The following is a 17,048-nucleotide window of genomic DNA, read 5'->3' on the forward strand; positions in this document are numbered from 1 at the left end:
GCGCCTATGAAAAAGAAATTCTTTTTATCAGCATTATTGATTAGCCTTTTCGGTCTTGCTGCTACTAAACCAGTTCAGGCTGATACCAGTGTCGCAGACATTCAAAAAAGAGGTGAACTAGTTGTCGGTGTCAAACAAGACGTTCCTAATTTTGGCTACAAGGACCCCAAGACAGGGACTTATTCTGGTATAGAAACAGACCTGGCCAAGATGATTGCAGATGAACTCAAGGTCAAGGTTCGCTATGTGCCTGTTACCGCGCAAACTCGTGGGCCACTCCTAGACAACGAACAGGTCGATATGGATATCGCAACTTTCACCATCACAGATGAACGTAAAAAACTATACAACTTCACCAGTCCCTACTATACGGACGCTTCTGGTTTTTTGGTCAATAAATCCGCCAACATCAAAAGCATTGAGGACCTAAACGGCAAAACAATTGGGGTTGCCCAAGGTTCCATCACCCAACGCCTGATTACTGAACTGGGTAAAAAGAAAGGTCTAACCTTTAAATTCGTCGAACTTGGTTCCTATCCAGAATTGATTACTTCCCTTCACGCTCACCGTATTGATGCTTTTTCCGTGGACCGTTCTATCCTGTCTGGCTACATCAGCAAACGGACAGAACTACTAAATGATAGTTTCAAGCCATCTGACTACGGTATCGTCACCAAGAAATCAAACACCGAGCTAAACGATTATCTTGATAACTTGGTCACCAAATGGAGCAAGGATGGTAGCCTTCAAAAACTCTATGACCGTTACAAGCTCAAACCATCTAGCCATACCGCAGATTAAGGAGGACACCCTATGACAGATTTATCATCTTGGACAGCCTATTTTCAGGATTTTGGACAATTTTTCAATGGTTTCCTCTTCACCCTTGCCCTAGCGATTGGTTCCTTTATCCTCGCCATGGTCTTAGGAATCATCTTTGGAGTCCTATCAACTAGCAAACATCAAATTTTAAGGATTTTGGCTCGTATCTTTGTCGAATTTTACCAAAATACCCCCCTCTTGGTGCAGTTTGTCATCGTCTTTTATGGCCTACCCCTTATCAGTGATCACACCATCATGATTTCGATTTATTGGACAGCTGTTCTCTGCGTCGGACTTTATCACGGTGCCTATATTGCTGAGGTAATTCGGTCAGGGATTCAGTCTATTCCTAGCGGTCAGATGGAGGCCGCCTTGTCGCAAGGTTTTACCTATATCAGTGCCATGCGCTTGATTATCTTGCCTCAGGCCTTCCGTATCATTCTCCCTCCTTTGACCAACCAAATCGTTAACCTTATCAAGAATACTTCAACCGTTGCTATCATCTCTGGAGTGGACTTGATGTTTGTGACCAAGTCTTGGTCAGCTCTCAACGGAAACTATATCCCTGCCTTTCTAGGTGCTGCCCTACTCTACTTTGCCCTTTGCTTCCCTGTCGCCCAATTTGGTCGCAAGATGGAGCAAGCCAACAAAAAAGCCTATTCACTTTAGGAGGTTACTATGGAATCTATTTTAGAAGTTTTGACCCCAGATAACCTAGCCTTTATCTTTAAAGGATTTGGCTTGACCCTCTATATTTCTCTGATTGCCATTGTTCTCTCTACCCTGATCGGGACGGTACTTGCAGTTATGCGAAATGGGAAAAATCCTGTCTTGCGAATCATCTCTAGCATTTACATCGAGTTTGTGCGTAATGTTCCCAACCTTCTCTGGATTTTCACCATCTTTTTGGTTTTCAAGATGAAGTCGACGCCAGCTGGCATTACGGCCTTTACCCTTTTTACCTCAGCAGCCTTGGCTGAGATTATCCGGGGCGGTCTCAATGCCGTGGACAAAGGGCAGTATGAAGCAGGAATGTCGCAAGGATTCACTTCAGTGCAAATCCTCTACTACATCATTCTCCCACAAGCTATCCGTAAAATGTTGCCAGCCATCATTTCTCAGTTTGTAACTGTGATTAAGGATACCAGCCTTCTCTACTCTGTTATCGCCCTACAAGAACTCTTTGGAGCCAGCCAAATTCTCATGGGACGCTATTTCGAACCAGAGCAGGTCTTCAGTCTTTATATCCTGATTGCCTTGATCTATTTCAGCTTTAACCTAGCAATTTCAAGTCTATCTCGCATTCTAGCCAAACATTGGCAACAAGCTGCAGAATAAAAAAGAAATGTGAACTCAAAACAAGGGTTCACATTTTTTGCTATAAATGAAAAAGAGCAACCCAACACTATGCAAACGTTTTACTTTTTGGTAAAATGACTTTAAAACCATAAAGCAAGGAGAAAAATCATGATCCACGAACTTTACAAAGAATTCTCTCAACTGGAACAAGTAGAAGCTATTGCTCTTGGTGGTTCTCGTGCAGGACAAGCCTACGATCAAAACTCTGACTATGACGTTTATGTCTATCTCAACTCACCTATTGACAAGAAAACTCGTCAAATCATTCTTAGCAACTATTGCTCCTATATGGAAATCGGAAACCAGTTTTGGGAGTTAGAGGATGACTGCGTACTAAACAACGGTATCCAAATCGAGTTGATTTATCGTTCGCTGGAGTCGTTTGAACAAGAATTGAACTCAACCGTTTTTCAGCACAAAGCTCAAAATGCTTATACAACTTGCATGTGGCATAATCTACTCCACAGCAAGATTCTATACGATCCAAATGGACACTATGCTTCTCTCCAAAAGACTTACCAGATTCCCTATCCACAGGAACTCAAAAAGCATATCATCGAAAGGCAACTCCTTTTGCTAGAACAAGCCATGCCTGCCTTCTCTCACCAAATAGAAAAAGCTATCAAACGCCAAGATCTTCTCAGTATGAATCATCGTACGAGTGAGTTTTTTGCTTCCTACTTTGACTTGTTATTTGCTCTCAATGAGCAAACCCATCCTGGTGAAAAACGAATGCTGGAGTACGCAAAGGCCCATTGTGCTCTCCTCCCTAAGCAATTTGAAGAAACTATTCGCGGCTATTTCCAACTACTCTACCAACCGCAACAAGGAGAACAAGCGGTCCTAACCTTACAAACTATCTTAAAACAACTAAAGGACATTTTACCATAGACCCAAAAGAAAATGTGAACCTCCGTTGCTGGTTCACATTTTTTTGTCGTTGACTGTAAAAATCTACTCTACCCATATGCAGTTACTTATTTTTGACCCTCACTGAAAATCTGCAACTAGGTTAGAAATTGTTCAATTGATTGACGAGCAATCATGAAACCGTTCCAAAAACCGCACTCACAATCACTTACCCTGCTCTTTCATTATTAGTGACAATTTTTCCCTTAGGGTTACTACAAGATTTTTTAGAGATTCTAACAAGAATTACAATATGAATTTTACATATTACCATAGAACACCTCTATAGGAGAAAATAAGAGCTAAAATTAATAAAATATAGAAGGCGATAAAAAGCCATCTCATCTTCACACATAGAGCAATGTATTCTCTGATAAAGGCCGATGGGATATAGTAGGCGGCTGTACGGCAACCAAGACCATCTCCCTTCATCCCAATACAGCGAGCATAGGTACTGGTACGAAAAACATGGTAATCATTGGTCACAAAGAGAAAACGTGGACTGGCCACCAGCTTCTCTCCCATTTCTTTTGAGAAGAGAAGATTCTCATAGGTCGTCGTTGAGTCTTCCTCTAGGAGAATCGCTTCTCTCGGAACATCCGTCTCTTCCAGCAAATAATTACAAATTGCCTGAGCCTCGGAAATCTTCTCATCCCCACCTTGACCACCACTTGCGATGATTTTAACATTGGGATTGAGAGACTGGTGATAAGCTTCTACTGCCTTGTCAATGCGACTCTTCAGTAAGGGAGTGACTTTTTCTCCATTCAACAAGCCTGCTCCGTGAATGATGATAAAATCATAATATTTTTTCTTAGGAATGAAAAGATACAGAATGGAATAAAGCAGAAATCCTGCAAAGGCAAAACCAAAAATCAAGTACGAATAAATCAAAAAGAAAAAGATAATATTCACTAGATGATTGGTGTAAAACAAGCCCTTGGTATCGCTCACTCGAATCGCCATGATCACAAAAAAGAATAGAATCACGCAGCCTAATCCTAGAGACAAATAATTTGCCTTGGATTTTCCTTCTTTTTTCAATAACACAAATCCATTATAAATAAGGAAAAAACCACTTAGAAAAACTAAAAGAGGCAGCAGGAGAAAAATCCCTGCAAAGAAAACCATGTGCACTTCTTTTTGTCCAGCTTCGTAAAAAAGATTGGCAATAGACATATAAGAAAAAAGCAGAGACAAAAGCAAGAGAGCTGGATTCCAGAGACTACGATTGTCCCTTAAAAACGAAACGAGAAAAAGTAGGACAAAAAATCCTGTGATAAAGTACATAGTCTCCTCCTTTGATGACTACATTGTACCATAATTATAGCAATAGAAAAAGAGAACCTTAGCCCTCTTACTTGATCATTTTATCCTGAGTTTCAGCTACAACCTGAGCCAGACTTGTCTGACGAAGTTGGTTCTCCATAGCTGCTTGAACATCAAACAACTTTTGGTCCAAGACCGCATGGATATTAGCACCAATTGGACAATTAGGATTTGGATTGTCATGGAAACTAAAGAGCTTACCAGATTTTCCTAAACACTCTACAGCTTGGTAGACATCCAACAAGCTGATATCCTGAAGGTCTTTTATTATCTCAGTTCCTCCCGTTCCACGAGCAACTGAAATCAATCCTGCTTTTTTGAGTTGCGATAAAGTCTTACGGATAATGACTGGATTTACCCCAACACTAGCCGCAAGAAAATCGCTGGTTACCTTGCTGTCTGTATCCTGCATTGCAATACTAATCATCATATGGGTCGCAATTGTAAATCGGCTTGAAATTTGCATCTCCTTCTCCTTTCATTGATATTTTATTCATCTTTTCCCGTATAAACATTATACCTTTTTTGCTTATCCTGTCAAATATTATCGAATAATTATCTTCGCCATGCAAAAAGTCCTGTATCCCTCTTGGTAACCGAAGCGGTAGAGGACATACAAAGACTTATTTTTTATGCAATTTTACGGACAATCCCTTTTGTTTTATGACTTGACCAGACTGAACTGATAGAAATCCCCGCACCAACCAAGGTAAAAACAGCTAACATCCCTAGATTAAAGAAATAATTATCTGGATATTCTCCGCTTGCAATTAGTTCATTGACCACTCGGAAAGCATAGGCAAACTCAACCCCTAGTTGAGCTACGACTTCCATTGCCAAATCGATTTGATTTACTAAAAAGACTGTAACTACCATCAAAACAACAGAAATCAGAATCCCTTTTCGTGATAACTTTCTTGCAAACATTTCATATCCTTTAATGGTACAAATTCCAAGAACAAGCCCCGCTGCGACAGCTACATAACCAAGACGTGCGATGAAAAGAGCAACCGCCCCACCAATCAAGGCTCCAAGTAAGGCTCCAATGGTTCCAAGAAGAACATTTTCCTTCTGACTATGATAAGAATCCATTTCAATTTGGAGATTGCTCTTCAAAAATTGATAGCTTTCTTCATTGATGATGAAAATCGACTCTCCTAATTGATAAAGACTAACTGGCCCCTCTTGACCACTGTAGCCACAAACCTGGACGAAGTGATGGGATTCAAGGAAATCTACAAAGTCTCTTATAAGTGTCTGTAACTTTTCAATTGTCTTTGATTTGCGCATCGCACCCTTGACAACAATAGATACAGTGTACTGATTAATAGATAAGGTTGACAAGTTTGGAAGTGATTCGCTCTTAAAGTCATCCCACACCAACTCGTTTTCTTCTGAATCCGCAGGATTGCCATTCAAGCTCACACTGACACTAAGTCGAAACTGATTTTTTACATCTGTTTCATGTAGCAATAGCAAGTAGCCTGATTGCACGCCATAAATGCTTCCAGACTCCTCATCAAACTGTAGGCCTAATCCTGAAGCAATAGCTTCTAATTCTTCTGGCTTCATAAATTATCTCCCTATTATTTTGAATATCAATTAGTATGAGATTCAAATTAGTTATATTCCGTTATTCTAACATAAATTTGAGAAGCCGTCAATTCGTATCCAGTTCGACTTATCGGAAAACAACAATTCCTAGACTATCTGTTTTCTAGCTAGAAATCCTCTTAAAACCAATCTTTCTTGTCTCTTTCCATCCAAAGTTCAACATCCTGATCATAACCTTCTTGTTCACTAATCTGACCTAACAATTCATGGTTATGAGTATGGTGAATCCCATTTACCAAACTTTCATAGTAGACCTGGAAATAGGGGAGCTTCAAATCTTTAGCCAACTGCAATTCAGTTTCCACATCATAATCCACACGACGAAAATCAACATCAGACAAACCTGCCTCATCAAACTCTAAGATCATATACTGGGCCCGCAGGTCCTTACGCAACTTCGCATCTAGAAAGAAAGGTTGTCCAATGGAACCTGGATTAAGAATCAACTGTCCATCACTTCCATAACGAAGCAACTGTTGATGAATATGGCCATATACTGCGATAGAGGCGTGTGGATTCGTGACCAATCTATCAAAATCTTCTTGTTTTCCCGTATGAATCAATTCTCTACCCCAGTTTTTATCAGGGAGATGGTGAGTGATTCCCACCATCAAATCACCAAACTGACGATGAACTTGCATGGGTTGATTATTGAGGTCTTCGATTTCTTCAGGGCTGACCTCCTCTAAGATGTACTGACTTTGACGCAGGAGATAACGATGACTCGCTATTGTAGGATCTAACTTGCGATGCAGACCTCGCCAGAGACTATTCTCCCAATTTCCCAGAACTCTTACTGTAATAGGCAAGCTAGCTAAGAGGTCCAAGATCCTTCTACGTCCTGTCCCTGGCATCAGAATATCCCCTAAAAGCCAGTACTCATCTACCTCTGCAGCTTTAGCATCATCCAGTACAGCTTCCAAAGCTGTCGTATTTCCATGTATGTCTGAAAGAACTGCTATTTTGGTCATTCTTTCTCCTCATTCTCTTACTTCTTTTGTTAGTATTATAACAGAAAACACTCGAAAAGATCACTATCACTGATCACTGGATTAAATTGTAAGAGCTTCTAAATCGTGCTATAATATAAGTAGAGATTTCCCCTTCATTTAGGATTATGTGGTCTACAATATCTCTCAATTTTTCCAGATTGGAGGACTATTGCCATGCGGAATTATCTTAAGTATATCCCATACTACCTTGTCACTTTCTTTTTTTACTGGCCCCTCTATGAGCTCCTCTCTCTACTCATCTCTGACCCATATACACTGAAAGGGCTCTACATTTACAACATCATCCTCTTCTCACCTCTGGTAACCTTTATCGTATCGCTACTTTATAGCTATCGATTTCATTTCTCACTTTGGTGGCTACTCGGTATTGGTCTGCTCTATTGCTTTACCATCATCACCTTTGGTGAGTTCATCCTACTTTACTTCCTAGCCTATGAACTCTTTGCCCTACTTGGGTTGGCTGCTGGTGTGGGGATCAAGCATGTCTTCCAGCGAGAGAAAAATAAAAAAATTATACAAAAACCTTGAAAATTCTCGCAATCATGCTATAATAATGCATAGAGACAAGTCACTTAGTCCCTTTCTACTAGAGAGTGCGTGGTTGCTGGAAACGCATAGAAAGCCTAAACTGATACTACTCTACTGACTTTTATGCAAACATAAAACGGTGGCCACGTTAAAGCCAATCAGAGGTGTCCCTCTTTTTTGAGGAACATGAATGAAGGTGGAACCACGTTGCGACGTCCTTTTAGGATGTCGTTTTTGTTTTGTCAGAAGGAGGAAGAATGATGCTTTATATGATTGGCGGATCGCCTTGCAGTGGAAAGTCAACAATTGCCTCACTTCTTGCTAGACAGTATCAACTACTTCATATCAAACTGGATGATTTGGTAGAAAAGATGATGAGTCAAGCAAGTGAAGACTCACAGCCAATTTGCCTTCTTAGGCAGGATAGAAATCCAGAACAAATCTGGATGAGAAATCCAGAAGAGATGGCAGATGAAGAATGGCGCTTTTATGAAGAGATTTTTCCTTATGTAAAATCTTACTTGATAAAGAATCAAAACAGACCTCTCTTGGTGGAGGGAGCAGGACTTTTGCCTCACTTGGTAAAGAAGCTTGAATGTCAAGCATCTTCCTATCTATGCTTGACTCCGACAGCTGATTTTCAAAAAAAGCATTATATACAGAGAGAATGGGTTCCTTATGTCTTAGAGGGTACAACCAACCCCGAGCAAGCTTTTGAAAACTGGATGCAACGAGACATTCTTTTTGCTCAAATGGTTCGTAAGGAAGCGGTGAGATTAGGCTATCCTAGCCTCGTAACAGATGGTAGTCAATCAGAGAATCAGACTGCAGAAGAAGTTGCTCGGCTCTTAAAATTGTCCAACAAAAATAGAATAAATATTTAAGGAGAAAACCATGATTAAGATTACTTTCCCAGATGGCGCTGTTCGTGAATTCGAATCTGGCGTTACTACTTTTGAAATTGCCCAATCTATCAGCAATTCCCTAGCTAAAAAAGCCTTGGCTGGTAAATTCAACGGCAAACTCATCGACACGACTCGTGCTATCACTGAAGATGGAAGCATCGAAATCGTGACACCTGATCACGAAGATGCCCTTCCAATCTTGCGTCACTCAGCTGCCCACTTGTTTGCCCAAGCAGCTCGTCGCCTTTTCCCTGATATTCACTTGGGAGTTGGTCCAGCTATTGAAGATGGCTTCTACTACGATACGGACAATCAAGCTGGTCAAATCTCCAACGAAGATCTTCCTCGTATCGAAGAAGAAATGAAAAAAATCGTCAAAGAAAACTTCCCATCTATTCGTGAGGAAGTCACTAAAGACGAGGCGCGTGAAATCTTCAAGAACGACCCTTACAAGTTGGAATTGATCGAAGAACACTCTGAGGACGAAGGCGGTTTGACTATCTACCGTCAGGGGGAATACGTGGACCTTTGCCGTGGACCTCACGTCCCATCAACAGGCCGTATCCAAATCTTCCACCTTCTTCATGTAGCAGGTGCTTACTGGCGTGGAAATAGCGACAACGCGATGATGCAACGGATTTACGGTACAGCTTGGTTTGACAAGAAAGACTTGAAAAACTACCTTCAAATGCGTGAAGAAGCTAAAGAACGTGACCACCGTAAACTTGGAAAAGAGCTCGACCTCTTCATGATTTCACAAGAAGTTGGTCAAGGACTTCCATTCTGGTTGCCAAACGGTGCGACTATCCGTCGTGAATTGGAACGCTACATTGTCGACAAGGAGCTGGCTTCTGGCTATCAACACGTTTACACTCCACCACTTGCTTCTGTTGAGCTTTACAAGACTTCTGGTCACTGGGATCATTACCAAGAAGACATGTTCCCAACCATGGACATGGGTGACGGGGAAGAATTTGTTCTTCGTCCAATGAACTGTCCACACCACATCCAAGTCTTCAAACACCATGTTCACTCCTACCGTGAATTGCCAATCCGTATCGCTGAAATCGGTATGATGCACCGCTACGAGAAATCTGGTGCCCTCACTGGTCTTCAACGTGTGCGTGAAATGTCACTCAACGACGGTCACCTCTTCGTTACTCCAGAACAAATCCAAGAAGAATTCCAACGTGCCCTTCAGTTGATTATCGATGTTTATGAAGACTTCAACTTGACTGAATACCGCTTCCGTCTCTCTCTTCGTGACCCTCAAGATACTCACAAGTACTTTGACAACGATGAGATGTGGGAAAATGCCCAAACCATGCTTCGTGCAGCCCTTGATGAAATGGGCGTTGACTACTTTGAAGCTGAAGGTGAGGCAGCCTTCTACGGACCAAAATTGGATATCCAAGTTAAGACAGCTCTCGGAAAAGAAGAAACCCTTTCGACTATCCAGCTTGACTTCTTGCTTCCAGAACGTTTTGACCTCAAATACATCGGGGCTGATGGTGAAGAACACCGTCCAGTTATGATCCACCGTGGAGTTATTTCAACTATGGAACGCTTCACAGCTATCTTGATTGAGAACTACAAGGGTGCCTTCCCAACATGGCTTGCTCCACACCAAGTAACTCTCATCCCCGTTTCTAACGAAAAACACGTAGACTACGCTTGGGAAGTAGCTAAGAAACTCCGTGACCGCGGTGTCCGTGCTGATGTGGATGAGCGCAATGAAAAAATGCAGTTCAAGATTCGTGCTTCACAAACCAGCAAGATTCCTTACCAATTGATTGTTGGGGATAAGGAAATGGAAGACGGAACAGTCAATGTTCGTCGCTATGGCCAAAAAGAAACACAAACTGTCCCAGTAGATAAGTTTGTAGCAGCAATCCTTGCTGATATCGCCAACAAATCTCGTGTTGAGAAATAAAACGATTACAGTCTGAGAAACATTTTTCAGTAAGAAAAAGCAACAACTATTTCAGTTGTTGCTTTTTTATATTCTATTTAACCTGAACTAGTAGTGATTGGTTAAACCACCACAAATGGTATCCTCATAAACAATCCTTTCTATCCACTAACTGCTGGATATAGGATATCCTCCCAAAACTTGCTTCCATGAGTTAGAAAAGGGCAATATCCTCAATCCTTATCTGCTTCATTTTCTTTTACGAGATCTTTTTGTGAATCCTTTTCAGAGAGTTTTTGATCGATATACTTGTTAATGTTTTCGTAAAATTCCTTGGTCATCTCACTATCTAATTTTGGTGAATTATGGACTTGATTGATTTTCAATTGAACAGATTGAATACCGTAAGAGGCTTGTTTTTGATGGAGCGTTTCTAATTCTTCGTCTGAAATCGGATCTCCAACAACCGTCAAGACCAATTCATTGTTCCTTGACTTGTAGACTTGGTTAATGACCGTGTGATTGGCGAACTCTTTTGCTATAAACTGTTTGATTCCTTCTTTTCTCGCTTGTTCTATCGACAGAGTGACTGCTGAATAACTGGCTGGAAGAACCAATAATACAATCAAGGATGTCAAGCCAATTTTCATTTTAATGTTTAGCTCTTTAAATGAACTTAAGGGAGATTTTCTCATCAAAATTCTTGTTCCAACAATGTTGGCTAGCATGATAAAGACACAGTTGATCAAGAAAAGATAGAGAGCCCCAAATAAAAATCGTACATTTCCATTAGCTAAACCATAGCCCGCAGTACAGATAGGTGGCATCAGAGCTGTTGCAATGGCTACTCCTGGCACGATATTATTTGCTTCTTTTTTCCTTGACCCAATTACACCTGCTATCCCACCAGCAATAGCAATGAGAACATCCCAAATGGTTGGAGAGGTTCGTGCAATCAGTTCGCTACTTGCATAAGATAAGGGAGAAATCCAGAAATACAGAGTCGAGACAAGCAAGCTGACAAATACTTGAGTAAATAAAACCTCTAGAGATTGTTTGATTAAACGGGTATCAAAAATAGCTAAACCAAAACCCAGTCCAACAATCGGTGTCATAAGAGGGGAAATCAGCATGGCTCCAATAATGACAGCTGTTGAATTCATATTTAGACCTATAGAGGCAATAAAAATCGCACACATCAAAATCACTATATCTCTTAATCGAACATGAAGATCATCATATAATTTCTCACGGTATTCACGTGTTGAATAATTTCTGGTCATTGGTTACTCCTTTTATTTCATATACTCTTGTTTCTGCTTAGATGGTGGCAGAGAGACTTCTTTTCAATTTTACATATTTTAATTCTCACCTGTCATTCTTTTGAAAATAATCCTTTAAATATCCATCAGTCCATCCTTGATATTATATCAAAAATTTTACAACCTTTCTCTGAAGAACTCAATCAATTTAAAAGATAGTGAACAGGAAAAATTCCAGTTACCTTTTTCTTTGTTCTATCCTATTTTCTCACTACATAGAAATCTAAAGAAGAGCTTGAAAGATTTCTTCCAAGTTCTTAGCATTTCTTTTTACTCAATAAGTAGGTTCACTTCCGCAAACTTAATTCGCACGGTTGTTCCTTTTCCAACTTCAGACTCGATGCGAATCTGGTGGCCCAGTTCTTCAGAAATTTTCTTAGATAGATAAAGGCCAAGTCCAGATGACTGCTGGGTCAAACGCCCATTGTAGCCTGAAAAGCCACGTTCAAAGACTCGGAGCACATCGCTGTTTTTAATCCCGATTCCCGTATCCTTGATACAGAGCTCCTGACCTTCCATATAAATCTCTAGCCCACCTTCTTTGGTGTATTTGAGACTGTTTGAGAGGATTTGTTCAATGACGACCAACAGCCATTTCTTATCAGTCACGATGATTTTGTCAAGGTCATGGAGATTGAGCGTCAGTCCTTTTTGGATAAAGAAAAGGGCATACTTGCGAACCACTTCCTTCACCAAATCCTCCACTTGAACCTTTTCAAATACCAAGTCATCATGGAAGCTCTCTAAACGCAGGTACTGCAACACCAGGTTGGTATAGGAGTCAATCTTAAAGATTTCCTGTTCCAGTTGCTGCTTGACCTCACGATCAGAGACTTCTGCCACTAAAAGTCGACTAGCCGCAATGGGGGTCTTGATTTGGTGAACCCACAAGGTGTAGTAGTCCAGCAAATCCGTCAGTTTACTTTGGACTTCCGACTTCTTTTGATACAATTCAGACTCACGCTCTTCGAGCTTTTCTGCTAGCGCACATTCCAGAGGAGACTTGGGGTCTCTCTCAGCATAAAGTACTTCCTGCCGGTAAACCTGAGCTTCTGCAAATATATCCCAAGCCAAAAATAGGAAGGTCAAAAAACTACTGAGTAGAAAGAAATAAAGAAAATAAGTTCCTAGACTAGCAAATAAAAACTGAAAGAGAAGGACGAGAAAGCCTAATGAAAAAATATAGGTAAAAACGCGACTGCGAGAACGCAGATAGGCTAGACAAAATGATTTCCAATCAAGCATGTTTCAGTCCGTATCCTATCCCTTTCTTGGTTTCGATAAAGCCTACTAAACCTTGCTCCTCTAACTTTTTACGCAGGCGAGCAACATTGACGGACAAGGTATTGTCATCGATGAAAAAGTCGCTATTCCAGAGTTCCCTCATCAAGTCATCACGCGCCACGATATTACCAGCATGTTCAAACAAAACCCGCAAAATTTGAAATTCATTCTTGGTTAAACTCAGAACTTCCCCCTGATAGTGCAGGTCCATAGACTTGGTATTGAGAATCACACCTCCATACTCTAGCAGACTTTCATCCCGCCCAAACTCATAGGAACGGCGCAACAGACCCTGAACCTTGGCAAGGAGGACCTGCTGGTCAAAAGGCTTGGTCACAAAGTCATCTGCCCCCATATTGATCGCCATGACAATATCCATCGCCTGATCTCTCGAAGACAGAAACATGATAGGTACCTTGGAAATTTTACGAATCTCCTGGCACCAGTGATAACCATTAAAGAGTGGCAAACCAATATCCATGAGGACCAAATGAGGTTCTGACTGAACAAAAAGGCTCAATACTTCCATAAAATCTTCTACCAAAACGACCTCAAAGCCCCACTCAGAGAGCAGTTTTCCCACTTGTTGCCGAATAACTTGGTCATCTTCTACTAGTAAAATCTTGTGCATGCGCTCCTCCTTTGCTATTTCTCAAAGTATCAAAACCCTTCATATCAGATTTACGGATCAGTATCTCATACTGTTTAGCAGCCTATTTCCCAAATTCAGATCAGAAAACAGATGCTAAATAGAGAACATTCCCACTGATATCATACCTTATTTTTAATTATAGTTCCAGCCTTATCCTATATTTTCCTTTTTGTGCTCATTTAGTTAGCGTTTCTTTAACTTATTTAATAGATCTAGTCTTCTTATTGACAAGCTAGCCATGATTTGTTAGAATATGAATGAACAAATAATTTTATTCATTCATTCATAAGACAAAGGAGGTTAAATCCTATTGGACAAAAAACAATCTTTAAAAACAGCAGCCTATGAAGTTTTTTCAAAAAAAGGTTACAAGGCAACAGGTATTTCAGAAATTGCTAGGCAAGCTGGTGTTGCAGTTGGTTCTTTTTATAACTATTACGAGAGTAAAGAAGCCATTTTTCTAGACATCTATATAGATGAAAACAACCGTGTTCGCCAAGCTATGATCGAAGAACTGGATTGGGAAATTGACATGATTGACCTCATTGGTCAACTATTTGCTCAGTCCAGAACTCTTGTTTCTTCCAATAAAATCCTTGCAGAATGGTACAATCCTGCCATCGCAGATGAGTTGCACAGCTACTATTCCTCGGAAGAAGGCAAAGTCGCAAATCCTTTTCATCAGTTTCTAGTTAAAACTTTTACAAATCGTATGCAGGCTGAAGGGTACTCGCCAGAAAAGATTCAAGATATTTTACAGGTTTATAATCTTTTTTACTATATGGATATGCATATCACAGAAAAAGATTTTCCAGATATTGGCAAAACTGTTGAAATACTTGCAACCAACTTCATTAAAGGAGTTCTAAAATAAAGAATGGATTTCTTTATTTTTTTGAAAAGATATGAATGAATATTTTTATAGTTCATTCATAAAATTAAGAACAGGAGTTATAAAAAATGAAAAGAGGTAAAAAAATGTTTATTATCATTCTATCAACACTTGGAGCGCTATGTATTATAACTTGGGGTGCCATCGCTTATCTTGGACGAAGCCAGACATTATCGATAAAATCCATCGAAAACCCCAGCGGAGATCTATATTTAATTCATATCACAAAGCCGAGTCATCAAAGCTGGAAAGCGGGGGCTTATGCTAAGTTTACACTCCCTGATACGTCATCCGCTTCTAGGAAAAACGAAGCTAAGGGTGAGCAGACCAGTCGATGGCTAACTATTGCCTCCACACCTGATGAAGATGAAATTCTCATTTTGACTCATAATAGTGGTAGTAACTTTAAGAACACCTTGACACATTTACCGTCTGGCAGTGAGGTTGAGATGAGTTGGTTGGATTCCTCTTTGACTGTTAAAGATACGAATAAGCCACTAGTTTGCTTTGCATCTGATGTCGGCATTTCTGCTCTACGCCCCCTTATCAAAGAATGGGCTGGTAAAGCTCCAATTATTCTCAACCATTTTGACAAAGGAGTTACTATTTTCGATAATGAGATGAAAGAACTGGCTCAAAAAACACCGAATTTTACTTATAAAACTAGCGAGGAACTTTCTCAAAGTCAAAAATTTTTAAAACGTGCTATTGATGAATACGGCAATCAAGCCAGCTATCTCATCACAGGTCAGCCTGATGATGTAAATGAGATGAAGAATTTTTTAAAGGAAAATGGGATTGATAGCAAAAACATACAAGTAAGCTCGTTTAGAGGTTTGAAATAGGAGCAATCTATCTTCTATGTATTTCAATCAAACCCTACTAGGTCATTCGAACAAGCCTACTAGCTAATTCTAGGTAAATGTGATAGGATAAACATAGAGAAAGGAGCTTTTATGGCCAATATTTTTGACTACCTGAATGATGTAGCATACGATTCCTTTTATGATCTCCCCGTGAATGAGTTAGATGTTCTTGCCCTTACTGAATTAACCTATCTTGCTTTTGATGGTGTAGTCACCCAAAAAAACCAGCGCCTCATAGATCTTGCACCCCAAATTCCTAGAGATACGACGATGTTGACCAATAAAAACCGCCTCCAGTTGTTGGATCAACTCTCTCAACACAAACGGTTTAAAAATTGCAAGCTATCAAATTTTATCAATGATATTGATCCTGAATTGCAAAAACAGTTTGCGGCTATGACTTATCGTATCAGTCTCGATACCTATTTGCTTGTTTTTCGTGGGACGGATGATAGTATCATCGGTTGGAAAGAAGATTTCCATATGACCTATATGAAGGAAATCCCAGCTCAAAAACATGCTCTCCAGTATTTAGAGAACTTTTTAGCCCAACATCCTAATCAGAAGGTTATTCTAGCAGGACATTCAAAAGGAGGCAATCTAGCTGTCTATGCTGCTAGTCAACTCGATCCACTTTTACAAAAAAACATTGTCGCTGTCTATACTTTTGATGCGCCTGGACTTCACAAGGAACTAACCGAAACAGCTGGCTATCAAAACATGATGGAAAGAACGAAAGTATTTGTCCCACAAGGGTCTATCATCGGGATGATGCTGGAAATTCCGGATAAAAAAATCATCGTTCGAAGTACTGCCTTGGGCGGTCTTGCCCAGCATGACACCTTTAGTTGGCAGGTTGAAGACAAACACTTTGTCCAACTAGACGAGACCAATAGTGACAGCCAACAAGTCGACACTACTTTCAAGGAATGGGTTGAGACGGTCCCTGATACTGAACTGCAGCTCTACTTTGACCTCTTTTTTGGAATCATTCTCGATGCAGGCATCTCCTCTATCAACGATCTTTCTTCCTTCAAGGTCATTGAACACGTTCACCATCTCTTTGTCCAAGCTCAATCCCTCACTCCCGAAGAAAGAGAAACCATGGGACGACTAACCCAACTCTTGATTGATACCCGTTACCAAGCTTGGAAAAATCGAGAATAGACAAAAACCAACTAACCTAATGATTAGTTGGTTTTTTGTTTAAGAAACTAATGGATACTACTTAGAATCTCGAGTATAGAATTAGTCTTCTTTTTTCTTGCGAGACACAAGTCCAAATCCGCTCATCAAACCTAGTACTCCTAGAGCCGCCAAAACTGCATGATCCTCCGTACCAGTATTAGGTAATTCTTTGGTTGCTTTAGTAGCTGGAGATTGCTCAGTTGGTTTTTGTTGAGGGGCAGTAACAACCTTCTCATAAACGTGTTCTGTGTCGCCGTTTGGAAGTTTCTTAGTCTCTACGAAGCGGTAGCCTGGGATATCTTTCTTAGGTTGTTCACCGTCTTCGGTTGGATAACCTGGAATGTCATTGCCTTCCTTATCCTTATGACTAGTCTTAATCTTCTCATAAACGTGTTCTGTGTCACCGTTTGGAAGTTTCTTAGTCTCTACGAAGCGGTAACCTGGAATATCCTT

18 protein-coding genes are annotated in these 17,048 nt (G+C 40.4%); 10 read left to right on the forward strand and 8 right to left on the reverse strand.

The features are described from left to right. Positions 1-6 precede the first annotated feature (6 nt). The 4 genes from HMPREF0849_RS02350 (at position 7) to HMPREF0849_RS02365 (ending at position 3,072) form a co-directional block, all read left to right on the forward strand. The gene (locus tag HMPREF0849_RS02350) at positions 7-801 is read left to right on the forward strand and encodes a transporter substrate-binding domain-containing protein (protein WP_000726175.1); all 795 of its coding nucleotides are present in this window, start codon (positions 7-9) and stop codon (positions 799-801) included. A 12-nt stretch (positions 802-813) separates the two neighbouring features. Further along, on the forward strand, positions 814-1,491 hold the full coding sequence (locus HMPREF0849_RS02355) for an amino acid ABC transporter permease (RefSeq protein WP_000131151.1): 678 nt from the start codon (positions 814-816) through the stop codon (positions 1,489-1,491). Between the two features lie 9 nt (positions 1,492-1,500). Next, complete coding sequence (locus tag HMPREF0849_RS02360) at positions 1,501-2,160, forward strand: amino acid ABC transporter permease (RefSeq protein ID WP_000443847.1); 660 nt, start codon at positions 1,501-1,503, stop codon at positions 2,158-2,160. Between the two features lie 129 nt (positions 2,161-2,289). After that, positions 2,290-3,072, forward strand: coding sequence for a DUF4037 domain-containing protein (locus tag HMPREF0849_RS02365; protein WP_000581082.1), 783 nt, complete (start codon positions 2,290-2,292; stop codon positions 3,070-3,072). A gap of 285 nt (positions 3,073-3,357) precedes the next feature. On the opposite strand, the gene HMPREF0849_RS02370 is transcribed toward HMPREF0849_RS02365, so the two are convergent. The 4 genes from HMPREF0849_RS02370 to HMPREF0849_RS02385 form a co-directional block, all read right to left on the reverse strand. Then, positions 3,358-4,380 carry a YdcF family protein gene (locus tag HMPREF0849_RS02370; protein ID WP_000273634.1) on the reverse strand — a complete coding sequence of 341 codons (1,023 nt, stop codon included), beginning with the start codon at positions 4,378-4,380 and terminating at the stop codon, positions 3,358-3,360. Positions 4,381-4,447: 67 nt separating this feature from the next. Continuing rightward, a complete protein-coding gene (locus HMPREF0849_RS02375; protein WP_001167396.1) occupies positions 4,448-4,885 on the reverse strand; it encodes an Rrf2 family transcriptional regulator in 438 nt (145 codons plus the stop codon). A 164-nt stretch (positions 4,886-5,049) separates the two neighbouring features. Next, the gene (locus tag HMPREF0849_RS02380) at positions 5,050-5,991 is read right to left on the reverse strand and encodes a hypothetical protein (RefSeq protein ID WP_000801518.1); all 942 of its coding nucleotides are present in this window, start codon (positions 5,989-5,991) and stop codon (positions 5,050-5,052) included. A 161-nt stretch (positions 5,992-6,152) separates the two neighbouring features. After that, entirely contained in the window at positions 6,153-7,004 is an 852-nt protein-coding gene (locus tag HMPREF0849_RS02385; protein ID WP_000161111.1) for a metallophosphoesterase family protein, read from the reverse strand. A gap of 195 nt (positions 7,005-7,199) precedes the next feature. Between HMPREF0849_RS02385 and HMPREF0849_RS02390 the strand changes: the two genes are divergently transcribed. From HMPREF0849_RS02390 to thrS, 3 genes are all read left to right on the forward strand, one after another. Continuing rightward, positions 7,200-7,574 (forward strand): hypothetical protein, encoded by a 375-nt coding sequence (locus tag HMPREF0849_RS02390; protein ID WP_001246988.1) that lies wholly within the window; start codon positions 7,200-7,202, stop codon positions 7,572-7,574. Positions 7,575-7,831: 257 nt separating this feature from the next. Then, entirely contained in the window at positions 7,832-8,458 is a 627-nt protein-coding gene (locus HMPREF0849_RS02395) for an ATPase AAA (RefSeq protein WP_009013529.1), read from the forward strand. A gap of 10 nt (positions 8,459-8,468) precedes the next feature. Beyond that, entirely contained in the window at positions 8,469-10,412 is a 1,944-nt protein-coding gene (gene thrS / locus HMPREF0849_RS02400) for a threonine--tRNA ligase (RefSeq protein WP_000591027.1), read from the forward strand. A 212-nt stretch (positions 10,413-10,624) separates the two neighbouring features. Here the strand turns inward: thrS and HMPREF0849_RS02405 are convergent, their stop codons facing one another. The 3 genes from HMPREF0849_RS02405 to HMPREF0849_RS02415 form a co-directional block, all read right to left on the reverse strand. Further along, on the reverse strand, positions 10,625-11,674 hold the full coding sequence (locus HMPREF0849_RS02405; RefSeq protein ID WP_000197793.1) for a DUF389 domain-containing protein: 1,050 nt from the start codon (positions 11,672-11,674) through the stop codon (positions 10,625-10,627). Positions 11,675-11,983: 309 nt separating this feature from the next. Beyond that, on the reverse strand, positions 11,984-12,958 hold the full coding sequence (locus tag HMPREF0849_RS02410; RefSeq protein ID WP_000887978.1) for a sensor histidine kinase: 975 nt from the start codon (positions 12,956-12,958) through the stop codon (positions 11,984-11,986). Next, positions 12,951-13,628: a response regulator transcription factor gene (locus HMPREF0849_RS02415; protein ID WP_000548984.1), complete on the reverse strand. Its 678-nt coding sequence runs from the start codon at positions 13,626-13,628 to the stop codon at positions 12,951-12,953. Before HMPREF0849_RS02415 ends, HMPREF0849_RS02410 begins: the two co-directional genes overlap by 8 nt. A 325-nt stretch (positions 13,629-13,953) precedes the next feature. Here HMPREF0849_RS02415 and HMPREF0849_RS02420 point away from each other — a divergent pair, with 325 nt between their 5' ends. The 3 genes from HMPREF0849_RS02420 to HMPREF0849_RS02430 all read left to right on the forward strand — a co-directional run bounded on the left by HMPREF0849_RS02420 (position 13,954) and on the right by HMPREF0849_RS02430 (position 16,574). Next, the gene (locus HMPREF0849_RS02420; protein WP_033605317.1) at positions 13,954-14,523 is read left to right on the forward strand and encodes a TetR/AcrR family transcriptional regulator; all 570 of its coding nucleotides are present in this window, start codon (positions 13,954-13,956) and stop codon (positions 14,521-14,523) included. 86 nt (positions 14,524-14,609) lie between these two features. Next, positions 14,610-15,386 carry a hypothetical protein gene (locus tag HMPREF0849_RS02425; protein ID WP_000820261.1) on the forward strand — a complete coding sequence of 259 codons (777 nt, stop codon included), beginning with the start codon at positions 14,610-14,612 and terminating at the stop codon, positions 15,384-15,386. Positions 15,387-15,497: 111 nt separating this feature from the next. Beyond that, a complete protein-coding gene (locus tag HMPREF0849_RS02430) occupies positions 15,498-16,574 on the forward strand; it encodes a DUF2974 domain-containing protein (protein ID WP_001273845.1) in 1,077 nt (358 codons plus the stop codon). 81 nt (positions 16,575-16,655) lie between these two features. On the opposite strand, the gene HMPREF0849_RS02435 is transcribed toward HMPREF0849_RS02430, so the two are convergent. After that, positions 16,656-17,048, reverse strand: a 393-nt coding sequence (locus HMPREF0849_RS02435) for an LPXTG cell wall anchor domain-containing protein (RefSeq protein WP_000574535.1), incomplete at its 5' end; no start/stop codon positions are given.

Source organism: Streptococcus sp. C300 (assembly GCF_000187645.1).
Classification (GTDB): Bacteria; Bacillota; Bacilli; order Lactobacillales; family Streptococcaceae; genus Streptococcus; species Streptococcus oralis_CQ.